At 66.5% G+C, this 14,339-nt stretch carries 16 protein-coding genes; 7 read left to right on the forward strand and 9 right to left on the reverse strand.

Annotation, left to right across the window (positions count from 1 at the left end; all coding sequences use genetic code 11):
* Nucleotides 1-49: 49 nt before the first annotated feature.
* The 4 genes from QRN19_RS09385 to QRN19_RS09400 form a co-directional block, all read right to left on the reverse strand.
* Entirely contained in the window at nt 50-907 is an 858-nt protein-coding gene (locus QRN19_RS09385) for a hypothetical protein (protein WP_285026542.1), read from the reverse strand.
* A gap of 319 nt (nt 908-1,226) precedes the next feature.
* On the reverse strand, nt 1,227-3,053 hold the full coding sequence (locus tag QRN19_RS09390) for a DNA/RNA helicase domain-containing protein (RefSeq protein WP_285026543.1): 1,827 nt from the start codon (nt 3,051-3,053) through the stop codon (nt 1,227-1,229).
* Complete coding sequence (locus QRN19_RS09395) at nt 3,040-3,360, reverse strand: nucleotide pyrophosphohydrolase (protein ID WP_285026545.1); 321 nt, start codon at nt 3,358-3,360, stop codon at nt 3,040-3,042. Before QRN19_RS09395 ends, QRN19_RS09390 begins: the two co-directional genes overlap by 14 nt.
* Before the next feature lie 39 nt (nt 3,361-3,399).
* On the reverse strand, nt 3,400-3,978 hold the full coding sequence (locus QRN19_RS09400; protein WP_285026546.1) for a suppressor of fused domain protein: 579 nt from the start codon (nt 3,976-3,978) through the stop codon (nt 3,400-3,402).
* Between the two features lie 169 nt (nt 3,979-4,147).
* Between QRN19_RS09400 and QRN19_RS09405 the strand changes: the two genes are divergently transcribed.
* The 3 genes from QRN19_RS09405 (at nt 4,148) to QRN19_RS09415 (ending at nt 7,002) form a co-directional block, all read left to right on the forward strand.
* On the forward strand, nt 4,148-4,855 hold the full coding sequence (locus QRN19_RS09405; RefSeq protein WP_285026547.1) for an MmpS family transport accessory protein: 708 nt from the start codon (nt 4,148-4,150) through the stop codon (nt 4,853-4,855).
* A gap of 768 nt (nt 4,856-5,623) precedes the next feature.
* Nucleotides 5,624-6,124, forward strand: coding sequence for a DUF2510 domain-containing protein (locus tag QRN19_RS09410; protein ID WP_285026548.1), 501 nt, complete (start codon nt 5,624-5,626; stop codon nt 6,122-6,124).
* A 119-nt stretch (nt 6,125-6,243) separates the two neighbouring features.
* The gene (locus QRN19_RS09415; protein WP_285026549.1) at nt 6,244-7,002 is read left to right on the forward strand and encodes an MmpS family transport accessory protein; all 759 of its coding nucleotides are present in this window, start codon (nt 6,244-6,246) and stop codon (nt 7,000-7,002) included.
* A gap of 309 nt (nt 7,003-7,311) precedes the next feature.
* Here QRN19_RS09415 and QRN19_RS09420 read toward each other — a convergent pair whose 3' ends face one another.
* The 3 genes from QRN19_RS09420 to QRN19_RS09430 all read right to left on the reverse strand — a co-directional run bounded on the left by QRN19_RS09420 (nt 7,312) and on the right by QRN19_RS09430 (nt 9,164).
* Complete coding sequence (locus tag QRN19_RS09420) at nt 7,312-7,653, reverse strand: hypothetical protein (protein ID WP_285026550.1); 342 nt, start codon at nt 7,651-7,653, stop codon at nt 7,312-7,314.
* Nucleotides 7,654-7,759: 106 nt separating this feature from the next.
* Entirely contained in the window at nt 7,760-8,287 is a 528-nt protein-coding gene (locus QRN19_RS09425) for a cytochrome C5 (RefSeq protein WP_285026551.1), read from the reverse strand.
* Between the two features lie 52 nt (nt 8,288-8,339).
* Entirely contained in the window at nt 8,340-9,164 is an 825-nt protein-coding gene (locus QRN19_RS09430; RefSeq protein WP_285026553.1) for a class I SAM-dependent methyltransferase, read from the reverse strand.
* Nucleotides 9,165-9,441: 277 nt separating this feature from the next.
* Here QRN19_RS09430 and QRN19_RS09435 point away from each other — a divergent pair, with 277 nt between their 5' ends.
* The 4 genes from QRN19_RS09435 (at nt 9,442) to QRN19_RS09450 (ending at nt 12,952) form a co-directional block, all read left to right on the forward strand.
* Complete coding sequence (locus tag QRN19_RS09435) at nt 9,442-10,551, forward strand: DNA alkylation repair protein (RefSeq protein WP_285026554.1); 1,110 nt, start codon at nt 9,442-9,444, stop codon at nt 10,549-10,551.
* Nucleotides 10,552-10,795: 244 nt separating this feature from the next.
* Complete coding sequence (locus QRN19_RS09440; protein ID WP_285026555.1) at nt 10,796-11,629, forward strand: CPBP family intramembrane glutamic endopeptidase; 834 nt, start codon at nt 10,796-10,798, stop codon at nt 11,627-11,629.
* A 4-nt stretch (nt 11,630-11,633) separates the two neighbouring features.
* Nucleotides 11,634-12,221: a TetR/AcrR family transcriptional regulator gene (locus QRN19_RS09445; RefSeq protein WP_285026556.1), complete on the forward strand. Its 588-nt coding sequence runs from the start codon at nt 11,634-11,636 to the stop codon at nt 12,219-12,221.
* 83 nt (nt 12,222-12,304) lie between these two features.
* Complete coding sequence (locus QRN19_RS09450) at nt 12,305-12,952, forward strand: NADPH-dependent F420 reductase (protein ID WP_285026557.1); 648 nt, start codon at nt 12,305-12,307, stop codon at nt 12,950-12,952.
* 94 nt (nt 12,953-13,046) lie between these two features.
* Here the strand turns inward: QRN19_RS09450 and QRN19_RS09455 are convergent, their stop codons facing one another.
* Together QRN19_RS09455 and QRN19_RS09460 are read right to left on the reverse strand one after the other, a co-directional pair.
* A complete protein-coding gene (locus QRN19_RS09455; RefSeq protein ID WP_285026559.1) occupies nt 13,047-13,406 on the reverse strand; it encodes a hypothetical protein in 360 nt (119 codons plus the stop codon).
* A 9-nt stretch (nt 13,407-13,415) separates the two neighbouring features.
* Complete coding sequence (locus tag QRN19_RS09460; RefSeq protein WP_285026560.1) at nt 13,416-13,895, reverse strand: GNAT family N-acetyltransferase; 480 nt, start codon at nt 13,893-13,895, stop codon at nt 13,416-13,418.
* Nucleotides 13,896-14,339 lie beyond the last annotated feature (444 nt).

Below are 14,339 nucleotides of genomic sequence, written 5' to 3' on the forward strand. Positions count from 1 at the left end.
CGCCCCGCGCCTGCGAACCGTGACTCGCATCGGGGGGAATATCTAGGGATCACTCGACAACGAAGTCGACAACGTCAATACCCTTGGGCGTTGCGAGCAGGATGCCATGCGTGCGAAGGAGAGCCACCAGGTCAGGAATAGGGCGTCTTGGCAGAAGAATGACAGGCGTCGCTTCGATGTTGTGCGTCTTTGCCAGTGCAACGTAGTCGAGCACTTGCCCGATGGCCAACCGAACGTACGGGCGAGCCTCAGACTTTTTCGCCTCCACGATCCACTTACGACTCTTCACATAGTGGTCCGGCTTGATCGCCGTCGTGCCTGTCCCGAGCGTCAAGTCGGTCGGCGGTGTTTCGTTCGCTTCCAACCAACGCGAGAAGGCCACTTGTAAACGAAACTCTTCGCGCGTCACGATCTGCTCGGTGTCGTAAGCAAGCTCGCCTCGGGGCCGACTCGAGGAAAGTATCAAATCGTCCGTCGATGGGGCAGTCCACGCGTGTTCGCTATAGGGAGGCCGAGAGTCCTTCGCCCTGTTGCCGACCCTCTCGACGACGTGCGCGTCTTCAACTGATGCAGGGCGCCAATCTGGTCCGGGCGCTGTGCGTTCAAGGAGGTCGAGCAGTGCCGCACCCGCCCCATCAGAGAGAGGAAAAAGGTACCCCTGGTTGACCCGGCCAGATTCTTGGAATGGCGAGTTTCGATGCCGCTCTGCCTGGCGGGTGAGCAAGCTAATCTCGTCCAGTCGAACGGGTGTCTCCGAGGCCTCGAAGGAAACAGGGATCTTGCGGCCCGCATCAGGCCAAGCATCGGTTTCGAAAGGCCGCTGAGCTTGAATCGCCGCTGTGCGAACTCGACTAACTCCTTGGATGTGCTGCTTCGCGTAGTGGAAAACAACATCTCCGGCACTCACGTCGGCCAGCGAATCCCAGTGGGAAACACGACGCCCGTCTCCTCGTCTCAAGGGCGCCCACAAGAGCCCCAGGTCTCGCTCCGCTTCGAACGTCTGCGTTTGGTTCACCCACCAATATCGACTAGCCACTGCGTCCCCCGTCCACACATGACTAAACCATATGAAGACGTCGGTCGTATCAAGGAGCCAGTAGACGAAACGAATGGGTAACGCCGGTAAGCGGATCTGGGCGCAGCGAGGCGTCCCAGCTAGGACGGCGAGACTGATGGCCTGATCGATTGCCGGCGTCGGATGGTGCCTTGCTAGGCCAGCCCTGCGGCTAGCGCGTCTTTCGAATCTCGTCAGGACGAAGCAGACCCCCACCTGACGACATGGCACGCCGCAAGTGCGTTCTCAGTGGAGGATCGCTCACGTACACGTACGTCCCGCGGATACCGCGCGTCAACAACACCGTGTAGATGTTCGTGACGTACCGCAGGAGATCGTCGTCCGAGTAAGTCAGGCCCAGGGCCGGGTTGTTCTCCTTGCCTTTCTTGTCGAAGTAGGACTCTCGATGGAAGACGATGCGGTTCGTCTCAGCGTCGTAGCGCAGGTCTGGCCCGATGATCACTCCTGCGTAGTTCAGGTCGTATCCCTGAACGGTGTGGATCGAGCCGACCTCCTCGAGCGCCTTCGGCGACGCGATCCAGTCGGTCTGCGTGCCGTTCCAGCGCATGGAGACATCGTCGATCACAATGTCGTACGCGTCCTTGTCGTTCTTCGTCTTCCACTCCCAGGCGTAGCCCGCGACCATTCGCGCGAGCCCGAACTCGGCGTCCCGCTTGCGGATCTCCTCCCGCATCTCAGCGAGGTCGTCGAACAACCTGAGGTCGTACTCGCCGAAGTCCGGCGCCAGCTCGATCTCCACCTGGTTTCCAAGGATGTTCCGGACGTAGTCCACGTAACCCGACCCCGCGCGCACGCGCATCTGCGAGGCGAGGCCGGCGTATCGATCAGCAGACTGCGCTCTGGCGACCAGCTGGTGCAGGTGCTCAGCTGGGACATCCGCGGGACGAACACTCTGTCCGGCGTCGAGCAGGAAGATCTGGTGCGCGCTCTTCGCGATGATCCAGTCGAGTTGCGTCTTCGACTTGTCGTCCGCACCGAACAAGTTGGTAGTGATTTCGCGGAACTGCTTGTTCTGTGCCGCGGATGGTTGGTTCGCACGCCGATTGAGCCGGTGCGCCTCATCGACGACGAGGAGATCGAATTCCTCGTCGGATGCTCCGACATCGAACGCGGTCATCACCATGTCCGGGTGCAGGCCAGGCGTCTTGCGGAACACCTGCTTGATCGAAGCCCGCAATGACTGTTGAGGGACGACGATGCCGATCTTGAAACCCTGCAGCAGCTCGCGGTGACGCTCGGTGAAGAACGACGAGAAGAGCGTGTCATCGTCAGGTTCGTCGAGGGCCGCTGATCCTCGGATGTCAGCGATCAGTTTCAGCAGGTAGATCGCGACGACCGTCTTGCCGGTACCGGGATCACCTTGAACGACGGTCGTACTCCGTTGCGACCGGTTGAGATCTTCGAAGAGCCCCTCGAGCACGCCTTCGACGGCGATGGTCTGATCAGGTGTAAGCGCTTTGAACGGCGACAGCTTGAAGAGGTCGCTGTTCTCGATCTCGGGAAGGGATCGAGTGAAGACACCATCCGCCCTGAGTCGATCGAAGACGTCCTCGAAGGACTCGCGGTAACGGTCGCGATCGAAGTAGTTGGCGTCGACGATGCCGTCGTTGCGGTTGAGCACCTGGTAGGCGCCGTCCCCGGCGAGCATGCGGATCAGAAAGGACTCGAGATCGAGACAGACCGACTTGTTGAAGGTCTCATCCACGATCACCCGAAGACCGGTGAGATGTTCCTTCGCTGCGGACTCGAAGTGCTGACGCATACGCGCAGCGACGTTGAGCGACTCACCGACGTAGACATCACGCTCGGCGGCTTCTCCGGCCCTCTTCCGTCGCGAGGCCGAGGGAACTTTGGATGACCCAACCGGCCCATCCAACAGATACACGACAGGCCAATCGCTGAACCGCCGATCGCCTGCCGCCCCAAGCTTCACCTCGGTCGACGTGAAGTCGAGACTCGTGATCTCAAAGTTCGTCATACTTCGCAGACCGCCCCCGCGCCTTCTCCACCGGGTATTTCTCCCGCGTACGTGCGAGCTTGTCGCGGACGATGGTCTCCGCATCGAGACCGAGCCGATCCGTCAACAACAAGCAGTAGGTGAGGACATCGGCCAATTCGTCGCGCACGCGACCGGTGTCGGCATCCGGTCCCCACTGGAAGCACTCGAGGAGCTCGGCTGCCTCGATGGAGATGCTCTTCGCAAGGTTCTCCGGCGTATGGAACTGCGCCCAATCACGCTCGGCCACGAAATCGGCGAGCTCGTTGCGCAGTGAGGGGTCCGCCATTCGGTCAATCTACCAGCGGCGATCGACGCGAGCGGTGAGCTATTGCACGCCCGGATTGCCGAACTGCTCCGCTCGCTCAACATCCAACAACGCCTCGACGGACCCCACCTCGGCAACGAGCGCATCCCACCCGCGCTCCCCCGCGACCGCGGCCTCGCCGTCGGTGAGCAGTCGCAGCGTCCGCACGTGCCCGACCACCTCGCCGGCCTCGTTCCGGACCTCGTCGAACGACGCTCCCCAGCGCGACGGCGTCACCAGGAGCGCGGAGATCGCCGTCCCAGTGAGGAACGGCTCGTCGTTGCGCCACGGCACGAGCACCGGCGGTGTCCGGTGGTTGATCGCGATCTGGTTGATCACCATGCGCAACGCGACCATCGCGGCACCCTGCTGACCGTCGACGACCTCCACCGCGAGCTCGATCCGCTCGTCGGTCTCGTTCGGAATCCGTGACACCCCGGAGGTGAGGATCGTCACCGGCCCGTCATCAGGACGCTTCTCGATCACCATCACCGACCCACCGATGCGGTCCTTGAACACCACCGGGTCCAAGCCAAGGGCATCGAAGATGTGGAGCGGGAAGGCGTCTTCGCCGGGGACGAGAGGGACGTCGCCAGTCATGCGGCGAGCCTAACTGTGAGCGCGATGGGGCGAGGTGTCCCACGTCGGTGAGCTGCCGCAGAGAGCACCAGGCGCGGGACTCGACCGTCCCCGACGTTCCGTCCACCCCTGCCCCTCGCCGCCCGCCCTCGGTACGGTGGGACCAACGCAGTAGAGAGGCACCACGCGTATGTCGTACTCCAACCAGCCGCCCGCCCAGAACCAGCCCTACCCGCTGCCGGTGCCCGGGCCAGCCCCGGTGAAGACCGGCAATCGCGGCAACGGACTCGGCATCGCCGCCCTCATCGTCGGCGGGTTCGCGCTCATCGGCGCGTTCATCCCGATCCTGAACTACGTCGCCGGGTTCGTCGGACTCGTCGGCCTCGTGCTCGGCATCATCGCGCTGTGCCTCAAGAACCGGGAGAAGGGCTTCGGCGTCGCCGGCACGATCGTCTCGGCCATCGCGATCGTCCTGAGCATCATTCTCGCGATCACGTACACGGCCGGATTCGCCGGACTCGTCAGCGACGCCGTCAAGACCGCCGAAGCGAAGTCCTCCGAGGCCGCTAACAAAGAGATCTCCGTCGTCTACGAGGTCAACGGCACCGCGACCGACGCCTCGATCACCTACTCCACCTATTCGGCAGGTAGCAGCAGTACGGAACAGGCCAGCGGCAAGTCGCTGCCGTTCATCGAGGAGCTCGCCATCCAGGCAGGAAGCGAGTACGACTACGCCTCGTATTCCCTCCAGGCGCAGAACGGCGCGGAGGACACCGGGTCCGTAAGCTGCAAGATCACCGTCGACGGCGACGTGGTCGCCGAGCAGACGTCGACGGGCGCGTACGCGACGGTGTCGTGCTCCGCATCGGGTGCCGATGGGGTGACGGAGAACAAGTAGGAAGGGGTGTCTGCGATGACGAAATGCGCGGCATGCACTCGGAGAGCGTACGACTCATAATCGTGAGGTCTGCGGCGCGCTTTGGTGGGATCGTGAGTCTGCGGCGCACTTTGGCGGGATCGCGGGCTCCCCACACGCCTCGGCTCGAGACACCTTCTTGAGCTCATCATCGATCGGTCTCGACGTACCCCGAGCCAGAACTTCGCATCACCCCTCAACTGGCTGGCATCAGTTCAGTAGCGAGTGATGAACTTTCGCTCGCGTTTGTCCCAGTCTGAGTCGGTCCAAAAGAAGAGGGCCCCAGCGACGGAGGCGGTGTGCGATCGCGTCACGGGATATGCGCTCAGCACGTGGTCTGCGGACAGATGGCATCGAACACCGGGATAGCGCTTCCGTCGGTGGAACGCATCGGCGACGGCTTCACATCTTGATGATTCTGTCATTCAGCCATCCTCGCGCCACCGGCCGACACTTCGATCACGGCTCCGACTCGATCGCAACTGCGCGCCCGTCTCGTACAGTCGAGAACCCAGGCTTCTCGCGGCCTCAGGCAGTCGCCTGTACTCCCAACAGCGACACCGACGATCCAACGCGAGACCAGGGGATACCCCCCTCCGCGAACTTGGTCGCGTGCCCTACATTGGAACCGATGTCCCCCACAGTGCGGACATCGCACTGAGTACGCAGGGGGCCTCGCGGCGCGATCCTGACTCCGCCGCTCCGCCCACCGAACGCTCGGTCGGCGTGTGCCTTCTCGAAAGCATGAACATGACGCTCGTCCCGCAGCAGCCTGGACACATCCCGGCCGGTTGGTACCCGAATCCGCAGCGCCCCGGTCAGCAGCAGTACTGGGACGGCACCGCCTGGACCTCGGCCGTCGCACCGCTCGCTCCGACCGGGCCGATGCCGATGCTTGCCGCACCACCGCAGTACGGAGCACCCGCTGCTCCATCCGCCTATGCGCCCATGCCCTACAACCATCAGCCCTACCCGGCACCGGTCCCGTACGCCCGTCCGCTCAAGGAGAGCGGCACCGGCTACCTGCTGGCGATCCTCCTCGGCGGCTTCGGTGCACACCAGTTCTATCTGGGCAACGTCGGCGCCGGCATCGGCTTCATCGCGCTCTGGTGGGGCGGCTGGGCACTGAGCGTCTTCGGCATCGGCTTCGTCGCGATCCTCGCCGCCTTCGTGTGGTGGATCATCGACCTCTGCACCATGCAGTCCCAGGTCGACACCGCCAACCGGCGCCTCATCGCGTACCCCTACTGACCCGCCGGGCATCCAGGTCGCACACGCAGCACTGACCAGGCACTCTCCCACTCGCTTCCCCGCACCACCGACCGACGCCAGCACGCCGGCCGACCACACCGCAGAAAGGCACCACCACCATGTCCTACCCCGAGCAGCCTCCGTCGCCGCAGGAGCCCTACGGTCAGCAGCCGTACGGCCAGGCACCCCAGGGCCAGCAGCCCTATGTCCAGGCACCCTACGGCCAGCCCGGTTTCGGCCAGCCGACGCCGCCGCCCGCGAAGACCGGCAACGGTCTCGGACTCGCCGCCCTCATCATCGGTGTCGTCGCGCTCATCGGCGCGTTCATCCCGTTCGTGAACTTCGTCTCCGGCTTCCTCGCCTTCGTCGGCCTGGTGCTCGGCATCATCGCCCTCTTCCTGAAGAACAAGTCGAAGGGCCTCGCCATCGCGGGCACGGTCCTGTCGCTCATCGCGATGGTCCTCAGCATCATCCTCGCAATCACCTACACCGCCGGGTTCGCGGGTGCCGTGAGCGAAGGCATCAAGACCGCACAGGCGGAATCGTCCGCTGAGGCCGACCGCGACGTCACCGTGGTCTACGAGGTCACCGGTACGTCCGCCGCATCGTCGATCACCTACATGACGTTCACCGACGGCAACAGCGGCACCGAGCAGGCCAACGACCAGGCGCTCCCCTTCACCAAGGAGTTCACCATCAAGGCCGGTGGCACCTTCGACTACAGCTCCTTCTACGTCATGGCGATGAACGGTGCCGACGACGCGGGTGACATCTCCTGCAAGATCACCGTCGACGGCAAGGTGCTCGCTGAGAACACCTCGACCGGCGCGTACGCCTCGGCGTCGTGCTCCGCCTCGAGCATGGACCTCAACGAGTAGGCACTTCGCCCGTCGTCGTTCAGGACCCCACCAACCCGCTCCGGCCGGTTCGTGGGGTCTTGTCGTCGAGCGGCCGGGATGAGTCGTTCGGCCCCGATCATCCCTTCGAAACGGTGATCTCCACCGGCGTCGGGTTCTGGAACAGGTCGAGCACCGGGCAGTGCGCATCGACCGCGGCGCGCAGCTCCTGGTAGCGGTCCTCGGTCTCGGGGGGCGGTGATGGCGATGTTCAGCCGGAACTCGTCACGAAGGTGAAGGCGCCGGCCTCAAGGCGTCGGAAAACGTCGCAACTGACGGGGCGACTCGCAGTCAGTACCGCCACTCCCAAGCGGGATTCGTCGACAGCTCGAAACCCAGGACCATGATGGCGACGACACCGGCTCCGAGCGCAGCGAGCAGTGTTCCTCTCGCGACCGATCGCGGACGCGAGGCGCAGATGCCCGCGGCGACAGCGACGGCCGCGAGGAGAAGCACCGTGGTGAGCAAGCCAGGCAGGTCGACTTCCAGGAATTGGCAGCTCATCGGATAGGACTCGCGGCAGCCGCCGTCGAAGTTCGTGACGAACAGCAGGACGAGCGCGATGTAGAGGGCGGTCAGCCCGAGGACCGCCCAGAGGACGGGTTGTCGAACGACGCGTGTCACCGTGCCCATGTCTGCCCTTCGACAAGCTCAGAAACCGGGGATGTGCCGGTCACGGACACCCCTCCGACACGCTCACGGACCGGAAGAGACACGAACTCACCGACCGACGCCGCACTCACATCGAGAGGCGGCGCACGAGCTCCTCGACGGTCGAGAACTTGATCGACTCGACGCCCTCTTCGTCGTCCTCGTCGGGCTCGACCTCGACGGCCTCGAACGCGAGGTCGGCGTCGAGCTGCACGAGCACCGAGCTGTCGGGGAACTGCTTCGGCGCGTCGAACGAGAGCAGCACCGCGTCGATGAAGACGATCACCGAGCGCAGCACGAGGTCATCACGCAGGTCGGCGGTCTCGATGACCTCATCCGACTCGACGGCCTCCTTGATCTCCGACGCCACGCGGTCGAGCAGCACCTTCCACTCAGCCGTCGGCGTCGACAGGACCCGCTGCGCCAAGTTGGCGAGCGCCGCCGGCTCCGGCTCGCCCTCCTGCTCCTCGGGCTCGGGGTCGACGTTGAGCATGACCTCGGCGTCGATCGCGTCGAAGCGGGCGAGCCCGTAGACGAAGGTGTCCTCGATCTCCGGAGAGGCGACGAGGCCTCGACGCGTGAGTTCTTCGGCCAGGGCAGTCAGCGATGCAGTCATGCGCGCCAGGCTATCGCGACCGGGTGAACGGAGGCAGAACGTCGGCCAGCCGCTACTCCTTGGTGGCGGAGATCCGGAACCGGCGCTGGGTCACGGTGATGGGAGCTGCCGCATTCAGTTCCTGAAGGCGCTGAGCATGTGCCTGCACGGTGAAGTCGGGAGCATCCCACGGGACGAGGCCGATGTAGGTGACGAGGGCGACAGCATCCTTGAACTGCATCGATCCCTCCCATGAGTCGACCTGGTCGATCCGCATCCCCGCTTCCCGCAGAGCCTCCGCGTGGGCTTCCACGGTGACATCGGGGTGGGTGTACTCACTCCCGAACCATTCATGGATCTGGGGTGCGTCGAAGCCGTCAACCTGTTGGGTCAGGAACCTGCCGCCGGGCGCCAAGACGCGGGCGACCTCGGCCGCGTCGTAGGACTCGTGCCGAGACATCACGAGATCCTGGCTCTGATCGGGGAGGCCGAGGACGTCGCCGGCATCCGAGTCGTACTGCAGCACCGCGACGTGGCGGGGTGCGAGCTGCGCTCTCGCTACGGGGACGTTGGGTGGCCATCCTTCAGTAGCGACGACCAGGGGCAGACGTGCGGACTCGCGGGAGAGTGATTCCAGGAGCGCGGACAACCGCTCCCCACCGCCCGTTCCCAGATCCAGCGCTCCGATGCATGAGTCACGCAGCGCGTGCAGGCAGTCCGATTCGAAGTCCCACCATGGATTGTCGGAGATCAGCGCCTCGTCCAACCGCGAGAAGTCCCATCCGACCATCTGCGCTTCGGCATGTGCCGCGTTGAGGCGTTCGAGGAGGTCGTGATCAGCTCCGTGGAGCCCGTCGCTGAGCTGCTGGGAGTGATGCTGTCGGTCGCCGATCGTCACGTTCCGAGTCTGACACTGGGCCGGTTGGGTGTCGACCCGACCTCGTTGATGTCGCCGGCAGCGCCGAACGCAGCAACGCTCAACCACCCTGAGTTACCCGAATGTGTTGCGAATCGGGCGAGTTTGGAACACATTCGGGCGACTCGGCACAGGCCGCGACGGCCAAGCGTCTTGAGTCGCCCAGATCTGTTGCAGATTGCGCGAAATCGGAACATATTCGGGCAACTCAGCCCACCCCGGCACCACACCTGTCAGCGGCACAGGCCATGATCGCCGTATGCCCTTCGCAGACGAGCTCCTCGGCACCGCCGTCGCCCGCACCCTCACCCGCTCGCTCCAGGAGGCCGCGCCGGGCAACCCGTTCGACGCCACGGCCCACGCTGCCGAGCAGCTCGGCGGTCTCGCGCTCCGCGAGCGGGCCGACCTCCTGCGCGATGCCCTGCTCGAGGACGTCCCGGGCGACTACCCGACGCTCGCCGGCATCATCCGCGCCGCCCAGGCGACGAACCCCGCGTTCACCGGCTGGCTCATCTGGCCGGTGACGAGCGCCGTCGCGGCCCGCGCGGTCGACGAGGGCACCCCCGACGCCTTCGACGACGCCATGCGACTCCTCGCCGAACTCACCGAGCGCCTCAGCGCCGAGTTCGCCATCCGCACCCTGCTCCGCCACGATCTCGACCGCGCGCTCGCCATCGTCCTCGACTGGACCATCTCCGACAACGAGCACATCCGCCGCCTCGCCAGCGAAGGAACCCGCCCCTACCTGCCGTGGGCGGTGCGCGTGCGGGAGATCGTCGCGAACCCGGGCGTCACCGTCCCGATCCTCGACGCCCTCTACCGAGACCCGAGCGAGTACGTGCGCCGGTCCGTCGCCAACCACCTCAACGACCTCAGCCGCGACGACCCCGACCTCGTCGTCGCGACCGCCGACGGCTGGCTCGCCGACCCCGACGCCAACACCCCGGCACTCGTCCGCCACGCGCTCCGCACCCTCGTGAAGCGGGGCAACCCGGGCGCCCTCGCGGCCCTCGGCTTCGGCGCGGCGACGACGGAGGTCGAGGGCTTCGCGGTCGACAGCGCCCACATCCCGTTCGGCGGAACGGTCCGATTCGTCGCGACCGTCCGCAACACGGGCGCCGAGACGGCTCGCCTCGCGATCGACTACGTCGTGCACCACCAGAAGGCGAACGGCTCGCAGACGACGAAGACGTTCAAGCTGACGACGACCGAACTGGCCCCCGGCGAGCACATCCTCCTCACGCGGGAGCACTCGTTCCGCGCGATCACCACCCGCCGCTACCACCCGGGCGCGCACGGGATCGCACTGCAGGTGAACGGGGTCGCGACCGAGCCGCTCGCGTTCGAGCTGCTTCCGCCGGTGGAGTGAGGCGAGCGTCACCACGGCAGAACTCTGGTCCGTGAGGTTCTCGGAGGGCGCACTTCGACAAGCTCAGTGACCGGGAAAGGAGCTCGGAGACCGGTAGAGCGCTCAGTGACCGGGAAAGGAGCTCGGAGACCGGTAGAGCGCTCAGTGACCGAGAAGGGAGCTCAGCGGCGGCCTGGGCGGCCCGCTCCGTACCCGACCGCATCCGGTAGCCACGCCAATCGGAATACACATGTATTCTTTCGGCATGCCTCCTCTCCCCGACTCAGCCTCGGCACCGGCCCCCTCCCCCGAGCAAGGACCGCCTGGCGACCACCCCGCCGCGAGCTGGCGCGTGCGCGCACCCTGGCTCGCCGCCATCGCCCTCGCGCTCGTCCCCGTGGTGTTCACGGCCGGCGCGTCGGCAGCAGCGCAACTCTCCGGGGCGAGCGAGGCCGGAGCAGCCCTCGTCCTCGCCGCCGGCGCAGCCGTCTCCGCGATCCTCAGCCTGCTCGTCATGCGGCTGTCGCCGTCTCGCGTCCGCGACTTCGGTTACCGGCGTCCGCGGCGAGCGCGCGCCGCGCTCTGGTTCGTCCCGGCTGCAGCCACCGTCCTGATCATCCTCGGCACCCAGGGTGTCCGGGTCGACGCACCGACCGTCGCGGCGTACGGAGTCCTCGTCGTCGCCGTCGCGCTGAACGAGGAGACCTGGTTCCGTGGCATCGTGTTCGCGATCCTCCGCGCACGCAGCGCCCGCACGGCGATCGTGGGCAGTTCCGTCCTCTTCGGCGTCCTGCACCTGGCGAACCTCGCGGGCGGTGCGGACGTCGGCTCCTCCATCCTGCAGGTGGCGTTCGCGGCCCTGTTCGGCCTCGTCGCCGCCCAACTCCTCGTGCTCACCGGCAGCCTCTGGCCCGCGATCGTCTGGCACGCCGCCTGGAACTTCGTCAGCTTCGTCGGAGGCGATTCGAGCGACAGCCGGTCGCTCGTCGGCCTCGGCGCCGCCTGTGTCGTCATGCTCGGCTACGCGGTGCTCCTCGGGCGACGAACGCCCTCGCGGCCGGACGACGCAGCGACGACCGACGCCCCAGCCCTACCCTGAGAACGTGGACCTGACCGAGCGCCAAACCCAACTCGCCGACGCGGCGCTGCGGATCGTCGCACGGTCCGGCCTGGGCGCCCTGTCGTTCCGCGCCGTCGCGGGCGAGGACGACTGCTCGCTCGGTTCCGTGCAGAAGGCGTTCCCGAGCAAGCAGCGGATGGTGGCGGCGGCGTTCACCCGACTCCGCGACACCTCGGCGCCCCTGCCACCCGGCGAACCAGGCCGCCCGAACCTGCGACAGTGGCTCGTCGACCTGTTCATCGGCGTCCTCCCGCTCGACGAACCACGCCGAGCCGCGCACCGCCAGGGCGAGGTGTTCGCGCAGGTCGCGCTCGTCGATCCGGACATCGCCGCCGCCATCGCCGAGAGCGACGCCCGACTTCGCGGGCTCATCGCGTCGCTCATCTCCCGCGGACGCTCGGAGGGCGAGATCCCGGCCTGGGTCGAACCGGACACCGCCGCCTGGGCCGTCTGGGCGCTCGCGGGCGGCGTCGCGGCCCAACTCGGCTATGACCCGGAACCCGAGAGCGACGTCCGGAGCAGACTCGATGCGGCGATCGGCGCGCTCCTGGGCGTCGCAGCCACCGACTGACGACCGAACCAACGCGGATGAACGTCCGCTGAGAATCGCCGAGCGGAGGAATGCCCCACCCCGCCCGAACCGTTCCCCTGAACATGACAACCATCGGAATCATCGGTTCAGGAAACATCGGCTCTCAGCTCGCACGCCTCACGGTGGCGCAGGGTCACGACGTCATCGTGTCCAACTCGCGCGGTCCGGAGACGCTCACCGACCTCGTCTCGGAGCTCGGCGAGCACGCCACCGCCGGCACCGCCCTCGACGCGGCCGAGCGTGGCGACATCGTCATCGTCACCATCCCGCTGCACGCGATCGACACCGTCCCCGTCGCACCGCTCGCGGGCAAGGTCGTCATCGACACGAACAACTACTACCCCGAGCGCGACGGCCACATCGCCGAGCTCGACGCCGAGACCACCACCACGGCCGAGATGCTGCAGGCGCACCTCCCCGAGTCGAAGGTCGTGAAGGCGTTCAACCACATCTACGCCGCCGACCTCACCACCAAGGGCAAGCCGTCCGGCACGCCGAACCGCCGAGCACTCGTCATCGCCGGTGACGACGCCGACGCGAAGGCCACGGTCGCCGCGCTCATCGACTCCTTCGGGTTCGAGCCCCTCGACATCGGCGCACTCTCCGAGGGATGGCGCATCCAGCGCGACACCCCCGGCTACGGCCCGGACGTCGACGCCGACAAGCTGCGTGAGCTCGTCGCCGAGGCCAAGCGCTACCGCGACATGTAATCACGCCGCATCGCGGATCGCCCTGAACCGTCCCGAGCCCGCTCGGCTCGCGGATCAGGGCGATTCGTCGTTCTCGGGAAGCTGCAGGCGACCGTCAGATGAGCGCATCGACCGCCGCCCAGCCGGCACCGAAGAGCACGGCGATCCAGCCGGCGAGCGCCAACGCGTCGCGCCCGTCGTCTCCCAGCTTCTCCGAATCGTCCGCGGCGTGGACGACCTGCAGCAGCGCGCCGAAGAACAGGAGCAACGGGGCGATGGCGGGGAGGATCGGCCATTCGCTGACCACCGAAAGCGCGCCGACCACCAGGAGCACCAACGTCGGCAGGCTCGTCAGCACGAGGATGCCGAAGGGCCGACCGCTCCAAGTCGGCTTGCGCAGGTACTTCATCCAGCCGGCGAGGACCACCACGACTGCGAGCGCCAGCAGGGTCAACCAGATCAGTTCTTGAGCCACCGTTGGAGGTTAGCGGGATCCGTCCGCCTCGGCCCGCCACTCGAGGAGCAGCGGCGCTTCCTCGAACCCGGCACGGCGGTAGACCGGCGCACCCGCGTCGTTCGAGCTGACGGAGACCCGCCCGATGTCGCGAGCGCGGGCGGCGTCGAGGAGTCCATCGACGAGACGGCCGGCGATGCCGCGACCGCGGAACTCCCGGCGGACGAACACGCTCTGCACATCGCCCGTCAGCCGGCGGAGTGCGCCGATGTTGGGTGCGCGGGAGAACACGACGAGCCATGCCATGCCGACGAGCCGATCGTCGACCTCGGCGACCAAGCACACGCGGGAGTCAGGGTCGACGGCGATCCACGAGACGAGGTCGTGGGCGAAGAGCGCTCGTTCCCAGTCGGCGAGCGGGGTGGCCGACGGCGACATCATCAACTTCAGCTCCGCCAACCCGGCGGCGTCGGCCGGCGTGGCGACGCGGATCGCGACCTCGGGTTCCATGGGTCGAGTGTGCCACGGGCCGCTGTCATGGGAGGGAGGTGGGCCATTCGTGGGCCCTTCGACATGCTCAGGGAACGCCGCGGGAACCAGCGACGCGGAACCGTAGAACGGTCACTGAGCCTGTCGAAGTGCACACGAGGAACACCCGCCAGGGCCGAAGCCTTCGCGGGAGGGGCGGACTCGTGGGCCCTTCGACAAGCTCAGGGAGCGGGAAGGGGTCTCGGGCGGAGGTGGCCGCCGCTAGCCGAGTGACTCGGGGTAGGGCTCCGCTCGTTGACTCGGTCGAGGTGTGGACGAGCGCCCTTCGACAGGCTCAGGGAGCGGGAGGGGTGTGCGCGCTTCGACAAGCTCAGGGACCGAGGGAGGTGTGGGCCCTTCGACAAGCTCAGGGAGCGGGAAGGGTGGCCCAGGACCGGGAAGGGTGTCCCAGGACCGGCGCTCCTC

Source organism: Plantibacter sp. ME-Dv--P-122b (assembly GCF_030209375.1).
Taxonomy (GTDB): domain Bacteria; phylum Actinomycetota; class Actinomycetes; order Actinomycetales; family Microbacteriaceae; genus Plantibacter.